Consider the following 15,809-nt stretch of genomic DNA (forward strand, 5'->3'; position numbering starts at 1 on the left):
CAAGATGGTGCCACACGTCACACCTCGAGGGAACGGCGGGGTGTGCAGGTCCTGTGCCGGGGAAGTCAGAAGGGTTACGGTCCCTGCCGCTGTGTCAGCGGGCAGGTGCCGTCGCGGGGCCGACGGGCGCCCGTGTCACGTCGGCAGGGCGGGCCGCCGGGGACCTGTTTCAGGTCAAGGGGGACACGCGCTGGTTCACTCGTCGCGGCGGCCCGGGGCAACAGGAAGGCGCCGTGGCGGAGTTCCAGCGGTGGGTCCGGGAACTCCGCCACGGCGCTTGTGCGTTGTCCGGGGCGGCGGGCCGTGTCAGCGGCCGGTGCCGCCGTCGGCGTTGGGGCCGGCGTAGTCCTCGCCGTAGGCGCCCTTGGCGGGGCGGCGGCGGCGCATGGGCGGCTCGACGCCGTCGGCGAGGCGGCGGGCGGTGAGCAGGAATCCGGTGTGGCCGATCATCCGGTGGTCCGGGCGGACGGCAAGGCCCTCGATGTGCCAGTTGCGGATCATCGTCTCCCAGGAGGTCGGCTCGTTGAAGCAGCCGATCTCGCGGATGGACTCGACGGTCCGGGCGAGCTGGGTGGTGGTCGCCACGTAGCAGCACAGGATGCCGCCGGGGACCAGCGCCTTGGAGACGGCCTCCAGGCACTCCCAGGGGGCGAGCATGTCGAGGATGACGCGGTCGACGTCGGCGTCGGACAGGTTGTCCTGGAGGTCGCCGACGGTGAGCTGCCAGGCGGGGTGCGGGCCGCCGAAGTAGCGCTCCACGTTCGCCTGGGCGATCTCGGCGAAGTCCGCGCGCCGCTCGTAGCTGTGCAGCATGCCCTGGTCGCCGATGGCGCGCAGCAGGAAGCTGCTGAGCGAGCCCGAGCCGACGCCGGCCTCCACGACGCGGGCGCCGGGGAAGATGTCGGCGAAGGCGAGGATCTGCCCCGCGTCCTTCGGGTAGACGACGGCTGCCCCGCGGGGCATGGACAGGACGTAGTCGGGGAGCAGGGGGCGCAGCGCGAGGTAGGCGACGTTTCCTGTGGTGCGGACAACGCTGCCCTCGGGAGCGCCGATCAGTTCGTCGTGCGGGAAGGAACCCTTGTGGGTGTGGAAGTTCTTCCCGGCCTCGAGCGTGAACGTGTAGTGGCGGCCCTTGGGGTCGGTCAGCTGTACCTGGTCCCCGACCTTGAAGGGCCCGCGCCTGCGGGCGGCACCGGTCGGTTCGGACATGTGACCAGCCTACCGGCACCTGAGAGGGCCTCCGACCACGGTCCGGCCCCTAGGAGGGGCGGGCCATGGCCTTCACGAAGGCCCGTTCCACGTCGGCCGCGGACAGCACGCCGTAGATCTCGCCGGTCTCCTCGACCACCAGGTACTCGGTCGCGGGGGTCGCCCGGAGCGCGTCCAGGAGCTCCTCGCCGGACAGTTCCGCCGAGACGCGCATGCCGTCGGTCAGGTCCTGGGCGAGGCCGCTGACCGCGACCCAGGGGCGGCGGTGTTCGGGTACGCCGACGATGGCGGCCTCGCGGACGAGGGAGACGGGGTTGCCGTGGGCGTCGACGACGACCAGGGCGCGGGCGCCGGCGGCGTTGGCGCGGCGCAGGGCCTCCGAGAGCGGGGTGTGGGTCTCGACCGGGACGGCACGGCGGGTGAGCGCGCGGGCGCGCAGTTCGGGCAGGTGCTCGCGCAGGCGGGCCATGCGCAGGCTGTTGCCGGCGCCGGTCCAGATGATCGCGGCGAGGATGGCGGCGAGCAGGGCGTCCAGGACGGTGTCCATGCCGACGTTGTCCACGGCGTCGGTGCCGAGGGCGCCGGACTGGGTCAGCAGGGGCAGGCCGATCAGGACGGAGACGGCGAGGGCGCGGCCGACCCAGGCGGCGGCGACGGTGCCGGTCATGGGCCTGCCGGTGATCTTCCAGACGACCGCGCGGAGCATGCGGCCGCCGTCCAGGGGCAGGCCGGGCAGGAGGTTGAAGGCGGCCACGATGAGGTTGGAGATCATCAGGCCGGCCAGCAGGACGCCCGGAACCGTGCCGGGTTCCACGGTCTGCAGGGCGGCGTAGAAGACACCGGCCAGGACGAGGGAGAGCAGCGGTCCGACGAAGGCGAGCACGAACTCCCGGCCGGGGGTCTCGGCCTCCTTCTCGATCTCGGAGACACCGCCGAAGAACTGGAGCTGGATGCGGCGGACGGGGAGCTTGAAGCGGAGGGCGGCGACCGTGTGGGCCAGCTCGTGCACCAGCACCGACGCGTAGAAGGCGACCGCGAAGAACAGGGAGACCAGGTAGCGGGCTGCGCCGAGCTCGGGCAGCACGCGCTCCAGCTGTCCGCCGAACACCCAGGTGATCAACGCGGCGACCAGGAACCAGCTGGGCGCGACGTAGACGGGCACGCCGAACGGCCGCCCCATCAGCAGCCCGCCTCGCGGCTCCGGGCGCTGGGGCGCGGGACCCTTGCCGTCGGCCGAGTGCGCGAGGTGGCGGTCACCGGTGCCGGGGGTGGTGTGCCGGCTGTTCGCCTCGGGGTTGCCCGCGGCAGCGTCCGAGTGCGGACCGGCGGCATAGGCACGGTCGGGGTGCGCGTCGCCCTCCGCCGGCCGACTGCCGTCGTGCTCACCGTGCGCGGGGGCTTTGCGCAGGGCGTCGGCCTCCGGGCGGCCGGGGCGCGCGGGGGCCTCCGACCGGTTGCTGCCGTCGTGCTCGCCGCGGGCGGGAGCCTCGCGCAGGGCATCGGCCGCGGGTCGGTCCGCGGGCGCGGCGGCATCCGACCGGCGACTGCCGTCGTCGTCGCCGCGGGTAGCGGCCGCAGGGCGGTCCGGGTGCGCGTCCCCGTCCGCCGGCCGACCGCCGTTGTCCTCACCGTGGGCGGAGGACTCGCGCAGGGCATCGGCCGCGGGTCGGTCCGCGGGCGCGGCGGCATCCGACCGGCGACTGCCGTCGTCCTCGCCGCGGGCGGGGGACTCGCGCAGGGCATCGGCCACGGGTCCGTCCTCGGGCGCGGCGGCATCCGCCGAACGGCTGCTGTCGTCCTCGCCGTGGGCGGGAGTCTCGCGAAGGGCCTCGGTCTCCCGGCGGTTCGCGGCGCCCCCGGAACGGTGGCTGCCGGCGTCGTCGTGAGCGGAGCGCTCCGGGCGGTCCGCGTGCGGGTCGTCCTGCGAGCGGCGGCTGTCGGCGTCCCCGCCGCCGGCGGAGGCCTCGGCGGGGTCGGGTGAAGCTTCCGGCGGGCCGTCCGTGGTGGGTCCCGGTCGCACGGCCGGGCGGTCGGGCCCGGGGGGCTCGTCCGCTGCCGGGTCGGGTGTCTGCCCGGAGGGGCGGTCGTCCGGCCGGGTCGGCGGCGTCGCGGCAGGGGCGTCGTCGTCGCTCGTGGAGGTGAACCGCCGTACGTCCGTGGACTGTTCGTCGGCGGGGGTCGGGTCGGTGGCCCGGGCCGGAGGCCCTGCGTGGCGCTCGGCCGACTCCTCGTTGCCGGACCGCGGCTGCCCGCGCCCGCCGCTCTCGTCCACCGGTGTCCCCTCGTTCGCATCGTCTCCCGCGCCTGCCGGACGGGAGGGTCTCGAGTCGATGGTATGCGTCCGTCGAGGTGCCTTCCGCCCCGGCACCCCTGAGTTTCCCTCGGTCCCGCCACCTCACTCCTGCCCACGGCGTGACCGCGGCTGGGTCACTGTCAGTGGCGGCCCGTATGGTCTGGGGCATGGAGACGAGCACCGAGGGCGCGGCGCAGCCCGACAGCAGCCCTGCTGCGGCGGTGGATCCGCCGGCCCAGGCCGGGCCTGTGGAGGCGGCCGTCGAGACGGCGGAGACAGCAGTGGAGACGGCGGCCGGGACCGCGCCGCACGAGACCGCGGCCGAGGCCGCGCCCCCGGCCATACCGCCCGCCTCGCTGTCCCCCTCGCGTGCCAGTGACTTCATGCAGTGCCCGCTGCTCTACCGCTTCCGGGTCATCGACCGGCTGCCGGAGAAGCCGAGCGAGGCGGCGACCAGGGGCACGCTGGTGCACGCGGTGCTGGAGCGCCTCTTCGACGCCCCGGCGGCCGAGCGCACGGCGCCCCGGGCGAAGTCGCTGATCCCGGGCCAGTGGGACCGGCTGCGGGAGACGCGGCCGGAGGTCGTGGAGCTGTTCGCCGACGACCCCGAGGGTGAGCGGCTGGCGCGCTGGCTGGGCGAGGCCGAGCAGCTCGTCGAGCGCTGGTTCACCCTGGAGGACCCCAGCCGGCTGGAGCCGGCCGAGCGGGAGCTGTTCGTCGAGGCCGAGCTGGAGTCCGGGCTGCGGCTGCGCGGCATCATCGACCGGGTCGACGTGGCGCCCACGGGCGAGGTCCGGATCGTCGACTACAAGACGGGGAAGGCCCCCAGGCCCGAGTACTCCGAGGGCGCCCTGTTCCAGATGAAGTTCTACGCCCTCGTCGTCTGGCGGCTGAAGAACGTGGTTCCGAGGCGGCTCCAGCTGGTCTATCTCGGCAGCGGCCAGGTGCTGACGTACGACCCCGTCCTCGCCGACCTGGAGCGGGTCGAGCGCAAGCTGCTCGCGCTGTGGGAGGCGATCCGGCTGGCGACCGAGACGGGCGACTGGCGGCCGCGCCCCACGAAGCTGTGCGGCTGGTGCGACCACCAGGCCCACTGCCCGGAGTTCGGCGGCACTCCCCCGCCGTACCCGCTGCCGCTGCCCCTGCGGGCGACCGGCCAGGGCGGCTGAGTCCGGCGGCCTCGCGCAGGGCAGAATGGGGCCGGACTAGCGAAGGAGACTTACGTGGCCATCCGCGTCCTACTGGTCGACGACCAGCCACTGCTCCGAACGGGCTTCCGGATGATCCTGGAGGCCGAGCAGGACCTCGCGGTCGTCGGCGAGGCCGGTGACGGCCTCCAGGCTCTGGACCAGGTGCGGGCGCTGCAGCCCGACGTGGTCCTGATGGACATCCGCATGCCGCGGATGGACGGCGTGGAGGCGACCCGTCAGATCACCGGCCCCGGGCGGGACGGTCCGGCGAAGGTCCTGGTGCTGACCACCTTCGACCTCGACGAGTACGTGGTGGAGGCCCTGCGGGCCGGTGCCAGCGGCTTCCTGCTGAAGGACGCCCCGGCCAACGAGCTGGTGCAGGCGATCCGGGTCGTGGCCGCGGGCGAGGCGATGCTCGCGCCGAGCATCACCAGGCGGCTGCTCGACAAGTACGCCACGCATCTGCCGTCCGGCGAGGAGCCGGTGCCGGACACGCTGCACACGCTCACCGACCGCGAGGTGGAGGTGCTGAAGCTGGTGGCGCGCGGGCTGTCCAACGCCGAGATCGCTGCGGACCTGTTCGTCAGCGAGACCACCGTCAAGACGCACGTCGGGCATGTGCTCACCAAGCTGGGCCTGCGCGACCGCGTGCAGGCCGCGGTGTACGCGTACGAGAGCGGACTGGTGCGCCCCGGCGCGCAGTAGACACCCGCGCGCCGGACACAGAGGGCGCCCCCTGCTCGGCAGGGGGCGCCCTCTTCCGTCACGCACGCGGGTGCGTCAGGCGTCCTTGCTCAGCTCCCAGAAGCGGAACACGGTGGACGCGTCGAGGCAGTACTCCAGTCCGTAGACGCCGTCGCGGACGACCGCGTACTGCTTGGCCTGCCACACCGGCAGGACGGGCAGTTCGTCGGCGACGATGTCCTGGAGCTCGCCGAACTCCTGGTCCGTGGCGGCGCGGTTCGTCACGGCGGCGGTGCGCGGGATGAGCGTGCCGGTGATGGTGCTGTTGTCGTAGTTGTTGCCCAGCACGTTGCCCTTGCCGAAGAAGGGGGCCGTGAAGTTGTCGGCGTCCGGGTAGTCGGGCACCCAGCCCTTCACGTAGACGCCGTACTTGCCGGCGGCGATGTCCTTCTCGTACTGGCCGAAGGGGACGGACTTGACGGTGGCGTCGAACAGTCCGCTCGCGTTGAGCTGGCCGGCGATGGCGTTCAGCTCCTGGTCGGTGGCGGGGCCGTAGCGGGACGGCGTGGACCAGAGGGTCAGCTTCACCTTGCCGTTGATGCCGTCGGCGCGCAGCGCGTCGGCCGCCTTGGACCTGGAGGGGCGGGCGCCGTAGGTGTCGAAGAAGGCCGTGTTGTGGCCGGCGATTCCCGCCGGGATGATCGAGTACAGCGGGGTCGCGGTGCCCTGATAGACGTCCTTGATGAGGGCTTCGCGGTCGAGCAGGTGGGCGATGGCCTTGCGCACGCCGGGCTTTTTGGCGACCGGGTCGTCCATGTTGAACACCAGGTGCTGGACCTCGGCGCTGCTGCCTTCGACGACCTCCACGCCGGTGCCGTCGTCGGCCTTCTCCATGTCCGCGATGTCGCCGGCGGTCAGACCGCGGTAGGCGATGTCGACCTCCCCGGCCTGGATCGCCTGCTTCAGGGCGGTCTGGTCGCCGTCGAAGAATTTGAGCGTCACGCCCGCGTTCTTCACCTTGGCGGTGCCTTTGTAGTTCTCGTTGACGGAGAACACGGCCTGCTCGTCGTCGATCGAGTCGAGCTGGTAGGGACCGGAGCCGACGGCCTTGCCGTCCTTGCGCAGCCCGTCCGCGTCGTACTGGCGGTGGTCGACGATGGAGCCGGCGCCGGAGGCGACCTTGCTCGGGAAGGTGGCGTCGGCCGTGTTGAGCCGGAAGACGACCGTCTTCTCGTCCGGCGTCTCGACCTTGTCCAGCGTGGGGAACATGATCGCGGGCCCGTCGGGGTCGTTGATCTTCAGCATGCGGTCGAAGGAGAACTTGACGTCCTCGGAGGTGAGCGCGTCACCGTTGCTGAACTTCAGGCCGTCCTTCAGCGTGCACTTGTAGACCGTGGTCTGCGTGTCGGTGAAGGAGCAGCTCTCGGCGGCCTCCGGCTGGGGTTCCGTGGCGCCCTTGGGGAAGCTGAGCAGCGACTGGAAGACGTTGTTGAACAACAGCCAGGAGCCGGGGTCGTAGCCGGAGGCCGGGTCGGTGGCCAGGATGTCGTCGGACATCCCCACCACCACGTTGGAGCCGTCCCCCGCGGAGTCTCCGGTCTCCGTGCCACAGCCGGTCAGCAGGCCGGAGGCGAGCCCCGCCACGAGGGGCAGGACCGGCCACTGGTTGCGTATCTTCACGTGTGTGCCCTGTCGTCGGTTCTCGAGAACGCCCGGAGCATGTCCCTGGCTCCGGGGCACGGTTCCCCGGGGCCGCGGTCACCGGCCCCGGGGTTCCCATGGGTCCGTCAGCCGCTCACACCCCGGCCGAGCTCCCACAACTGGAGCGTCGACGAGGAGTTGAGGGCGTACGCGGTACCCGTGATGTCGTCGCGCGCGGCGACGTACTGCTTGCCCTGCCAGAGCGGCAGCACCGGCACGTCGGAGGCGACGATGTCCTGAATGTCCGTCAAGCTGGTGGCGGCGGACAGCCGGTCCGCCTCACGGCGGGACTCCGGGATCAGGGTGTCCCGGATCTGGCTGTTGTCATACGGCGAGCCGAGGGTGTTGTCCTTGTCCAGGAACGGCGCGAGGAAGTTGTCGGCGTCCGGGAAGTCCGGGAACCAGCCCATGCCGTAGACGTCGTACTCGCCCTTCTTCTCAGCCGGGCGGAAGGTGTCCCACGGTGTGCCCTTGATGCTGACGTCGAACAGGCCGCTGGAGTTCAGCTGGTCGCGGAGGACCTCGAACTCCTGCTTGGTGGCCGGACCGTAGTGGTCGGTCGTGTAGTGCAGCGTGAGCTTCACCGGGGTGGTGACGTTCGCCTGGTTCAGCAGCGAACGCGCCTTGGTGACGCTCGGGTCGCCGTACTTGTTGAAGAACGAGTTGGAGTGGCCGGTGACGCTGGCCGGGACGAGCGAGTACAGCGGCTCGGCCTGGGAGCCGTAGACCTTGGAGACCAGCGCGCTGCGGTTGACGACCTGGGCCATCGCCTGGCGTACGGCCTTGGACTTCACGGTCGGGGCGTCGGTGTTGAAGCCCAGGTAGCGGATCTCCAGGCCGGGCATCTCGACGAGGTCGATGCCGGTGTCCGTGTCGCCGGAGAGCTTGCGGATCTGCTCCGGCGACATCGCACGGGTCATCAGGTCGATGTCGCCCTTGTTCAGCGCGGTGCCCATGGCGTCGGCGTCCTTGAAGGAGACCATCTCGACATCGTCGTTGTTCACCTTCAGGCTCCCCTTGTAGGAGGGGTTCCGGGTGAACCGGGCCTTGACCATCTCGTTGTTCTCGACCTCGGCCTTGAGCGTGTACGGGCCGGAGCCGTCGAGGTCGAAGCCGTCGCGCAGCTTGTTCTTCGGGTAGTCGTCGGGGTCGACGATGCCGGCGACCGGGGTCGACAGCTTGTACGGGAAGGTCGCGTCGGCGGTCTTGAGGTGGAAGATGACCTCGCGGTCGCCCTGCGTCTCGACGGTGTCGATGGTGGACAGCAGCGCGAAGACGCCGCTGTCGGCCTTGAGGGAACGGGCGCGGTCGATGGAGTACTTGACGTCGGCCGCGGTGACGGCGTCGCCGTTCGCGAACTTCAGGCCGTCGCGCAGGGTGCAGGCGTAGCGCTCGTTGCCGGTGTCGGTGAAGCCGCAGCGCTCGGCGGCCTCGGGGACCGGCTCGCCCTCGCCGCGCGGCTGGATCATCAGCGTCTGCACGGTCTGGCGCAGGATGTTCCAGGTGCCGACGTCGTAGGCGTACGCCGGGTCGAGAGGAGCGGGGGCGTCCTTCGAGGCGGTGAACCGGTCCGTGGTGCCGACGACGATCGCGTCGCCGTTGTCGCTCCCGCTGTCGGACCCGCCGCAGGCGGCGAGCACCGGCGCGAGCAGGCCGATCACGGCCGGCAGCACCAAAGTCTTGCGGTTCATGCTCGAGTTTCTCCAGAGCTGTCGACTCCGTGTACCCGGCATGCAGGGGTGGCGCAGCGGATCACGGGGGTGGGGCGATGTTCTCGCGTCGAGATTAGTCGCGGTCGGCAGGAGGGTTCGCCGCCACCGGAGTTGAGGGCCCATCACGCTGCGGAACCGGGCGTGGACGCACCGAAAACCCGACAGCGGAAGCTTTGGTGCAGCGTTCCATCAATCGGGACACAAGGGCACGCCGACAGCCCCCTTGAGGGGGTGCGCAGCACGCGCCGGACCGGCTGTCGACCCCGGACTGCGTGGGGAACGTCACACCCGTAAACGGGTGCGAGGGTACGGGAATTCGATCCTCCGGGGAGTTCGAATTCACCTTCGGAATTACCGTTCTAACACCGCTGCACGCTGGGTGAACACCTAGCGCATTTCCGTCATCAGGCCGTGCAGAAATGTCAGGTCGACCTCTTCCAGAGAGGTGACAACCGTGCGCCTGAGGGCCGGGGCGATCGGGGCCACGGAGGGCACCGCCACGACGTGGCAGCCCGCGGCCTCGGCCGCGGCGACTCCGGTCGCGGTGTCCTCGATGACGGCGCACCGGGCGGGGTGGGCGCCGAGTCCGGCGGCGGCCGCCAGGTACGGGTCGGGGTGGGGCTTGGTGCGGGGGACCTCGTCACCGGCCACCGTGAGGCCGAAGTGGTGCGCGCCCAGGGAGGTCAGCACCCGGTCGATGATGCGCCGGTGCGAGGCGGAGACCAGGGCCGTGGGGATCTCGTACTCGTACAGCTCGGCCAGCAGCCGGCCGGCGCCGGGCATCAGCGGCAGGTCGCGGCCGATGCGGTCCTCGAAGCCGTCGTTCAGCAGCACCGTGAGCTCGTCGAGGGTGATGTCCGCGCCGGTGGCCTCGATCAGGAACCCCGCGCTGCGGGTCATGGGGCCGCCGACCACGACATGACGCCAGGACTCGTCGAGCCTGTGGCCGAGGGAGGCGAAGACCTCGACCTCGACGTCCCACCAGAAGCCCTCCGTGTCCACCAGGGTGCCGTCCATGTCGAGGAGCACGGCCTGCAGGGCCGAGCCCTCGGCCGTACGTGTACCGAGCGCGGGGACCGTACTGGTCATCCACCTACCTCCTTGAGGGACGATCAGGCCGGTTCCCACGGGGGAACCGGCCTGCAGTGGACCGACCAGTCTACGTGGTGTGCGGGCGAAGTGCCTCGTTTAACCGCTGTGCCCCCGGGCACACCGTGCATACGCCGGGGGGCGATGGGGTGTGTGCCCGGTGGGGTGGCTCAGCGGGCGTTGAAGTACTTCGCCTCCGGGTGGTGGATCACGATGGCGTCCGTGGACTGCTCGGGGTGCAGCTGGAACTCCTCGGACAGGTGGACGCCGATGCGCTCCGGCTGGAGCAGGTCGGCGATCTTCGCGCGGTCCTCCAGGTTGGGGCAGGCGCCGTAGCCGAGGGAGAAGCGGGCGCCCCGGTACTTCAGCTCGAACATGGCCTGCATCTCGTCCGGGTCCTCGCCGGCGAAGCCGAGTTCGGAGCGCACGCGCGCGTGCCAGTACTCGGCGAGCGCCTCGGCCAGCTGCACGGACAGGCCGTGCAGTTCGAGGTAGTCGCGGTAGGCGTTGGCCTCGAAGAGCCGCGCGGTCTCCTCGCCGATGCGCGAGCCGACGGTGACGACCTGGAGGCCCACGACGTCCGTCTCGCCGGACTCCTCCGGGCGGAAGAAGTCGGCCAGGCACAGGCGCCGGCCGCGGCGCTGGCGCGGGAAGGTGAAGCGGGTGCGCTCGTTGCCCTGCTCGTCCAGGATGATCAGGTCGTCGTCCTTGGAGACGCACGGGAAGTAGCCGTAGACCACGGCCGCCTCCAGGAGGTTCTCCGTCTGGAGCCTGTCCAGCAGCCCGCGCAGCCGGGGCCGGCCCTCGCTCTCGACGAGTTCCTCGTACGACGGGCCCTCGCCGGTGCGGGCCTGCTTCAGGCCCCACTGGCCCTTGAACAGGGCGCCCTCGTCGAGCCAGCTCGCGTACTCCTTGAGCTGGATGCCCTTGATCACGCGGGTGCCGCGGAAGGGCGGCTCGGGGACGGGGTTGTCGGTGGCGACGTCGGAGCGGACGTGCCCCTCCTCGGGGCGCTCCTCGGCCGCGGCCGGGGCGGTGGCCCGCACACGGCGCTGCTTCAGCTCGGGCAGCTTCGCGCCGGGCACGCCCCGCTTGACGCCGATCAGGGCGTCCATCAGGCGCAGGCCCTCGAAGGCGTCGCGGGCGTAGCGGACCTCGCCCTCGTAGATCTCGTGCAGGTCCTGCTCGACGTAGGCGCGGGTGAGGGCGGCGCCGCCGAGGATCACCGGGAAGCGGGCGGCGAGTCCCCGGGTGTTGAGCTCCTCCAGGTTCTCCTTCATGATCACGGTGGACTTGACCAGGAGACCGGACATGCCGATGACGTCGGCCCTGTGCTCCTCGGCGGCGTCCAGGATCGCGGAGACCGGCTGCTTGATGCCCAGGTTGACGACGTTGTAGCCGTTGTTGGTCAGGATGATGTCGACGAGGTTCTTGCCGATGTCGTGCACGTCGCCGCGCACGGTGGCGAGCACGATGGTGCCCTTGCCGGCCTCGTCGGTCTTCTCCATGTGCGGTTCGAGGTGGGCGACGGCCGTCTTCATCACCTCGGCGGATTGCAGGACGAACGGCAGCTGCATCTGGCCGGAGCCGAACAGCTCGCCGACGACCTTCATGCCCTCCAGCAGGGTCTCGTTGACGATGTCCAGGGCCGGGCGGGACTGCAGGGCCTCGTCGAGGTCGGCCTCCAGGCCGTTCTTCTCGCCGTCGATGATGCGCCGCTTCAGGCGCTCGTCCAGCGGCAGGGCGGCCAGCTCCTCGGCCTTGCCGGCCTTGAGGGACTTGGCGGTGGCGCCCTCGAACAGCTGCATGAGCTTCTGGAGGGGGTCGTAGCCCTCGGCGCGGCGGTCGTGGATGAGGTCCAGAGCCGTCTGGACCTCCTCCTCGCTGAAGCGGGCGATCGGCAGGATCTTGCTCGCGTGCACGATCGCCGAGTCCAGGCCCGCCTTGACGCACTCGTCGAGGAAGACGGAGTTCAGCAGGATGCGGGCGGCCGGGTTGAGACCGAAGGAGATGTTGGACAGGCCCAGGGTGGTCTGCACCTTCGGGTGGCGCCGCTTCAGCTCGCGGATGCCCTCGATGGTGGCGATGCCGTCCTTGCGGGACTCCTCCTGGCCGGTGCAGATGGTGAAGGTCAGGCAGTCGACGAGGATGTCCTCCTCGTGGATGCCCCAGTTGCCCGTGAGGTCGTCGATGAGCCGTTCGGCGATCTCGACCTTCTTCTCGGCCGTGCGGGCCTGGCCCTCCTCGTCGATGGTCAGCGCGATGAGGGCGGCGCCGTGCTCCCTGGCGAGCTGGGTGACCTTGGCGAAGCGGGACTCGGGGCCGGCGCCGTCCTCGTAGTTCACCGAGTTGATCACCGCGCGGCCGCCGAGCTTCTCCAGACCGGCCCGGATCACCTCGACCTCGGTGGAGTCCAGCACGATCGGCAGCGTGGAGGCGGTGGCGAAGCGGCCGGCCAGTTCCTCCATGTCGGCGACGCCGTCGCGGCCGACGTAGTCCACGCACAGGTCGAGCATGTGCGCGCCCTCGCGGATCTGCTCCCGGGCCATCTCCACGCAGTCGTCCCAGCGGCCGTCCAGCATGGCCTCGCGGAACTTCTTCGAGCCGTTGGCGTTGGTGCGCTCGCCGATGGCCAGGTAGGAGGTGTCCTGCCGGAACGGGACCGACTGGTACAGCGACGCCGCGCCCGGCTCGGGCTGCGGGTCGCGCTCGCTCGGGGTGACGTCCCGGACGCGCTCGACCAGCTGCCGCAGGTGCTCCGGCGTGGTGCCGCAGCAGCCACCGACCAGGGACAGGCCGTAGTCCCGGACGAAGTTCTGCTGGGCGTCGGCCAGGCCCTCGGGGTCGAGCGGGAAGTGGGCGCCGTCCTTGGTGAGGATCGGCAGGCCGGCGTTCGGCATGCACAGCAGCGGGATGCGCGAGTGGCGCGTCAGATAGCGCAGGTGCTCGCTCATCTCGGCCGGACCGGTCGAGCAGTTCAGGCCGATCATGTCGATGCCGAGCGGCTCCAGCGCGGTCAGGGCCGCGCCGATCTCGGAGCCGAGCAGCATGGTGCCGGTGGTCTCGAAGGCCATCGAGCACAGCAGGGGCACCTCGACGCCGGTGGCCTCCATGGCCCGGCGGGCGCCGAGGACGGAGGCCTTCGTCTGGAGCAGGTCCTGCGTGGTCTCCACGAGCAGCGCGTCGGCGCCGCCGGCGAGCAGGCCCTCGGCGTTGGCCTGGTAGCCGTCGCGGATGGTGCCGTAGGTGACGTGGCCGAGCGTGGGCAGCTTGGTGCCGGGGCCGATCGAGCCGAGCACCCAGCGCGGCCGGCCGTCCCGGGCGGCGTACTCGTCGGCCGCCTCGCGGGCGATCCGGGCACCCGCCTCGGACAGTTCGTGCACCCGGTCGGAGATCTCGTACTCCGCCGCGGCCGTGTGGTTGGCGCCGAAGGTGTTGGTCTCGACGCAGTCGACGCCGACCGCGAAGTACGCGTCGTGGACGGAACGGACGATGTCCGGCCGGGTCAGGTTGAGGATCTCGTTACAGCCTTCGAGATTCTCGAAGTCCTCGAGCGTCGGGTCCTGCGCCTGGAGCATGGTGCCCATGGCCCCGTCGGCCACGACCACACGGCTGGCCAGGGCCTCTCGGAGGGCGGACACGCGGGTCCGGCTGTCGGAAGGGGTCGGTGGCAACGAGGCCATGTAAAGGGCTCCCTCGAGTGCGACGGCTGTCGGCTATGCGGCTTCCCGGACACACGGGGGGCATCCGGGGGAACGGCGCACGGCGCCAGCGTAACCGGGCGCGGCCCGGGATGTGCAGGGCGTCCACGGGACGGACGCGCGTGGCGTCCCGAGCGGCCGTTGTGCCACTGATGTCCCAGTGCTGTGCCCCTGGTGAGCCATTCGTGACGACCCGCCGACGCAACAAATGGTGACCCGCCATTAGCGAGAGGTCGGCATCGACCGGTAGTGTTCGGCATTGCCGAACAAAGGCTGCGGGCGCCGCTGGTCGGCGGTCGAAGGGGACGGAGGCAGTACGGCGATGGCACGGAACATCCAGTCGCTCGAACGGGCGGCCGCGATGCTGCGGCTGCTCGCGGGCGGCGAGCGGCGACTCGGCCTGTCGGACATCGCCTCGTCGCTGGGCCTGGCCAAGGGCACCGCCCACGGGATCCTGCGCACCCTCCAGCAGGAGGGCTTCGTGGAGCAGGACGACACCTCCGGGCGCTACCAGCTCGGCGCGGAGCTGCTGCGCCTGGGCACCACCTACCTCGATGTGCACGAGCTGCGGGCGCGGGCCCTGGTGTGGACCGACGACCTGGCCCGCTCCAGCGGCGAGAGCGTCTACCTGGGCGTGCTGCACCAGCAGGGCGTGCTGATCGTGCACCACGTCTTCCGGCCCGACGACAGCCGGCAGGTCCTGGAGATCGGGGCCATGCAGCCGCTGCACTCCACGGCGCTGGGCAAGGTGCTCTCCGCCTACGACCCGGTGGCGCACAGCGAGGCCCTGGAGGCCGACCGCAAGGCGTTCACGGACCGGACCGTGTGCGAGCCGGAGGACTTCGAGCACATCCTCGACGTCACCCGCGCGCGTGGGTACGCGGCGGACGTCGAGGAGACCTGGGAGGGCGTCGCCTCCCTCGCCGCGCCCATCCACGACCGGCGGCGCATGCCGGTCGGCGCGGTCGGCATCACGGGCGCCATGGAGCGGCTGTGCCGGTCCGACGAAGAGCGGGCGCTGCGCCCCGAGCTGATCGCGGCGGTCCGGGACTGCGCCCGTGCGGTCTCGCGGGATCTGGGTGCCGGGCGGTTCTGACGGGGACACGGGAGGACCGGGGCGCCACAGGGCGTTCCGGTCCTCGGCATGCCCGCGCACGGGCCACCGGCGAGCTGCGCTCGAGATCCACGAGGCCGCGGCGATCAGTAACGATCGTGTTTTCGACAACACAGCCCTTGACGTGCTCGTAACGCCGAAGCAAGACTCCCGTCCATCGGTCGACATTGTCGAACAGCTACCGGCAATACGCGCTAGAGTGTGACAACGCCAGGCCGGTACAGAACTTCACCCCTGGACGAAGGACAAAGGAGTCGCGGGTGTCCAGCTCCGACATCTTCATCGGCGAGACCATCGGTACCGCCATACTCATCCTCCTCGGCGGCGGAGTCTGCGCCGCCGTCACGCTGAAGGCCTCCAAGGCCCGTAACGCCGGCTGGCTCGCCATCACCTTCGGGTGGGGCTTCGCGGTGCTCACGGCGGTCTACACGACTGCGCCGCTGTCCGGCGCCCATCTGAACCCCGCCGTGACCCTCGCGATCGCGATCAAGGACGGCGACTGGAAGAACGTCCCGGTCTACTGGGCCGGACAGATCCTCGGCGCCATGATCGGTGCCGCCCTGGTCTGGATCGCCTACTACGGCCAGTTCCACGCCCACCTCACCGACCGGGAGATCGTCGGCGGTCCGGGCGCGCAGGACACGGCCAAGGCCGTCGAGGCCCAGGAGAAGGCCGCCGGCCCCGTGCTGGGCATCTTCTCCACCGGGCCCGAGGTCCGGGTCGCCTGGCAGAACGTCGCCACGGAGATCATCGGCACCGTCGTGCTGGTGCTCGCCGTGCTCACCCAGGGCCTGAACGACAAGGGCAACGGCCTGGGCACGCTGGGCGCGCTGATCACCGCGCTCGTGGTGGTGTCCATCGGCCTGTCCCTCGGCGGCCCGACGGGCTACGCGATCAACCCGGCGCGTGACCTCGGTCCGCGCATCGTGCACGCCCTGCTTCCCCTGCCCAACAAGGGCGGCTCCGACTGGGGCTACGCCTGGGTCCCGGTGGTCGGTCCGCTGATCGGCGGCGCCATCGCGGCAGGCATCTACAACGTCGCATTCGCTTAAGAAGCAATCCTCGCGCCCGTCGCGAAACTTCCAGCACGCGCCGTACGTAAAGCCCCTTAAACCC

9 protein-coding genes and 1 pseudogene are annotated in these 15,809 nt (G+C 71.0%); 4 read left to right on the forward strand and 6 right to left on the reverse strand.

The genetic code is table 11. From position 1 onward, the window contains the following. Positions 1 to 306: 306 nt before the first annotated feature. Positions 307 to 1,209, reverse strand: a complete 903-nt coding sequence (locus QF034_RS07690) for a tRNA (adenine-N1)-methyltransferase (RefSeq protein ID WP_020274881.1) — start codon at positions 1,207 to 1,209, stop codon at positions 307 to 309. A 49-nt stretch (positions 1,210 to 1,258) separates the two neighbouring features. Further along, positions 1,259 to 2,860 carry a site-2 protease family protein gene (locus tag QF034_RS07695; RefSeq protein ID WP_370880934.1) on the reverse strand — a complete coding sequence of 534 codons (1,602 nt, stop codon included), beginning with the start codon at positions 2,858 to 2,860 and terminating at the stop codon, positions 1,259 to 1,261. 809 nt (positions 2,861 to 3,669) lie between these two features. Between QF034_RS07695 and QF034_RS07700 the strand changes: the two are divergent. Next, positions 3,670 to 4,711, forward strand: a pseudogene (locus QF034_RS07700) (RecB family exonuclease). A gap of 14 nt (positions 4,712 to 4,725) precedes the next feature. Then, positions 4,726 to 5,397 carry a response regulator gene (locus QF034_RS07705; protein WP_010045368.1) on the forward strand — a complete coding sequence of 224 codons (672 nt, stop codon included), beginning with the start codon at positions 4,726 to 4,728 and terminating at the stop codon, positions 5,395 to 5,397. A gap of 75 nt (positions 5,398 to 5,472) precedes the next feature. Here QF034_RS07705 and QF034_RS07710 read toward each other — a convergent pair whose 3' ends face one another. The 4 genes from QF034_RS07710 to metH all read right to left on the reverse strand — a co-directional run bounded on the left by QF034_RS07710 (position 5,473) and on the right by metH (position 13,561). Further along, positions 5,473 to 7,056, reverse strand: coding sequence for an ABC transporter substrate-binding protein (locus tag QF034_RS07710; RefSeq protein WP_307174213.1), 1,584 nt, complete (start codon positions 7,054 to 7,056; stop codon positions 5,473 to 5,475). A gap of 107 nt (positions 7,057 to 7,163) precedes the next feature. Next, on the reverse strand, positions 7,164 to 8,768 hold the full coding sequence (locus tag QF034_RS07715) for an ABC transporter substrate-binding protein (protein WP_307174214.1): 1,605 nt from the start codon (positions 8,766 to 8,768) through the stop codon (positions 7,164 to 7,166). Between the two features lie 408 nt (positions 8,769 to 9,176). Next, positions 9,177 to 9,878, reverse strand: coding sequence for an HAD family hydrolase (locus tag QF034_RS07720; protein WP_307174215.1), 702 nt, complete (start codon positions 9,876 to 9,878; stop codon positions 9,177 to 9,179). 170 nt (positions 9,879 to 10,048) lie between these two features. After that, positions 10,049 to 13,561 (reverse strand): methionine synthase, encoded by a 3,513-nt coding sequence (metH, locus tag QF034_RS07725; RefSeq protein ID WP_307174216.1) that lies wholly within the window; start codon positions 13,559 to 13,561, stop codon positions 10,049 to 10,051. 340 nt (positions 13,562 to 13,901) lie between these two features. Between metH and QF034_RS07730 the strand changes: the two genes are divergently transcribed. Together QF034_RS07730 and QF034_RS07735 are read left to right on the forward strand one after the other, a co-directional pair. Next, positions 13,902 to 14,675: an IclR family transcriptional regulator gene (locus tag QF034_RS07730; RefSeq protein ID WP_307174217.1), complete on the forward strand. Its 774-nt coding sequence runs from the start codon at positions 13,902 to 13,904 to the stop codon at positions 14,673 to 14,675. A 278-nt stretch (positions 14,676 to 14,953) separates the two neighbouring features. After that, the gene (locus QF034_RS07735) at positions 14,954 to 15,745 is read left to right on the forward strand and encodes an MIP/aquaporin family protein (RefSeq protein WP_307174218.1); all 792 of its coding nucleotides are present in this window, start codon (positions 14,954 to 14,956) and stop codon (positions 15,743 to 15,745) included. The last annotated feature ends 64 nt before the right edge of the window (positions 15,746 to 15,809 follow it).

Source organism: Streptomyces africanus (assembly GCF_030816955.1).
Classification (GTDB): Bacteria; Actinomycetota; Actinomycetes; order Streptomycetales; family Streptomycetaceae; genus Streptomyces; species Streptomyces africanus.

What these genes read in the sequence shown, in the direction of transcription:
- QF034_RS07690 (WP_020274881.1), bottom strand. Translation starts at nt 1,209, where the DNA reads ATGTCCGAACCGACCGGTGCCGCCCGCAGGCGCGGGCCCTTCAAGGTC.
- QF034_RS07715 (WP_307174214.1), bottom strand. Translation starts at nt 8,768, where the DNA reads ATGAACCGCAAGACTTTGGTGCTGCCGGCCGTGATCGGCCTGCTCGCG.
- QF034_RS07720 (WP_307174215.1), bottom strand. Translation starts at nt 9,878, where the DNA reads ATGACCAGTACGGTCCCCGCGCTCGGTACACGTACGGCCGAGGGCTCG.
- metH (WP_307174216.1), bottom strand. Translation starts at nt 13,561, where the DNA reads ATGGCCTCGTTGCCACCGACCCCTTCCGACAGCCGGACCCGCGTGTCC.
- QF034_RS07730 (WP_307174217.1), top strand. Translation starts at nt 13,902, where the DNA reads ATGGCACGGAACATCCAGTCGCTCGAACGGGCGGCCGCGATGCTGCGG.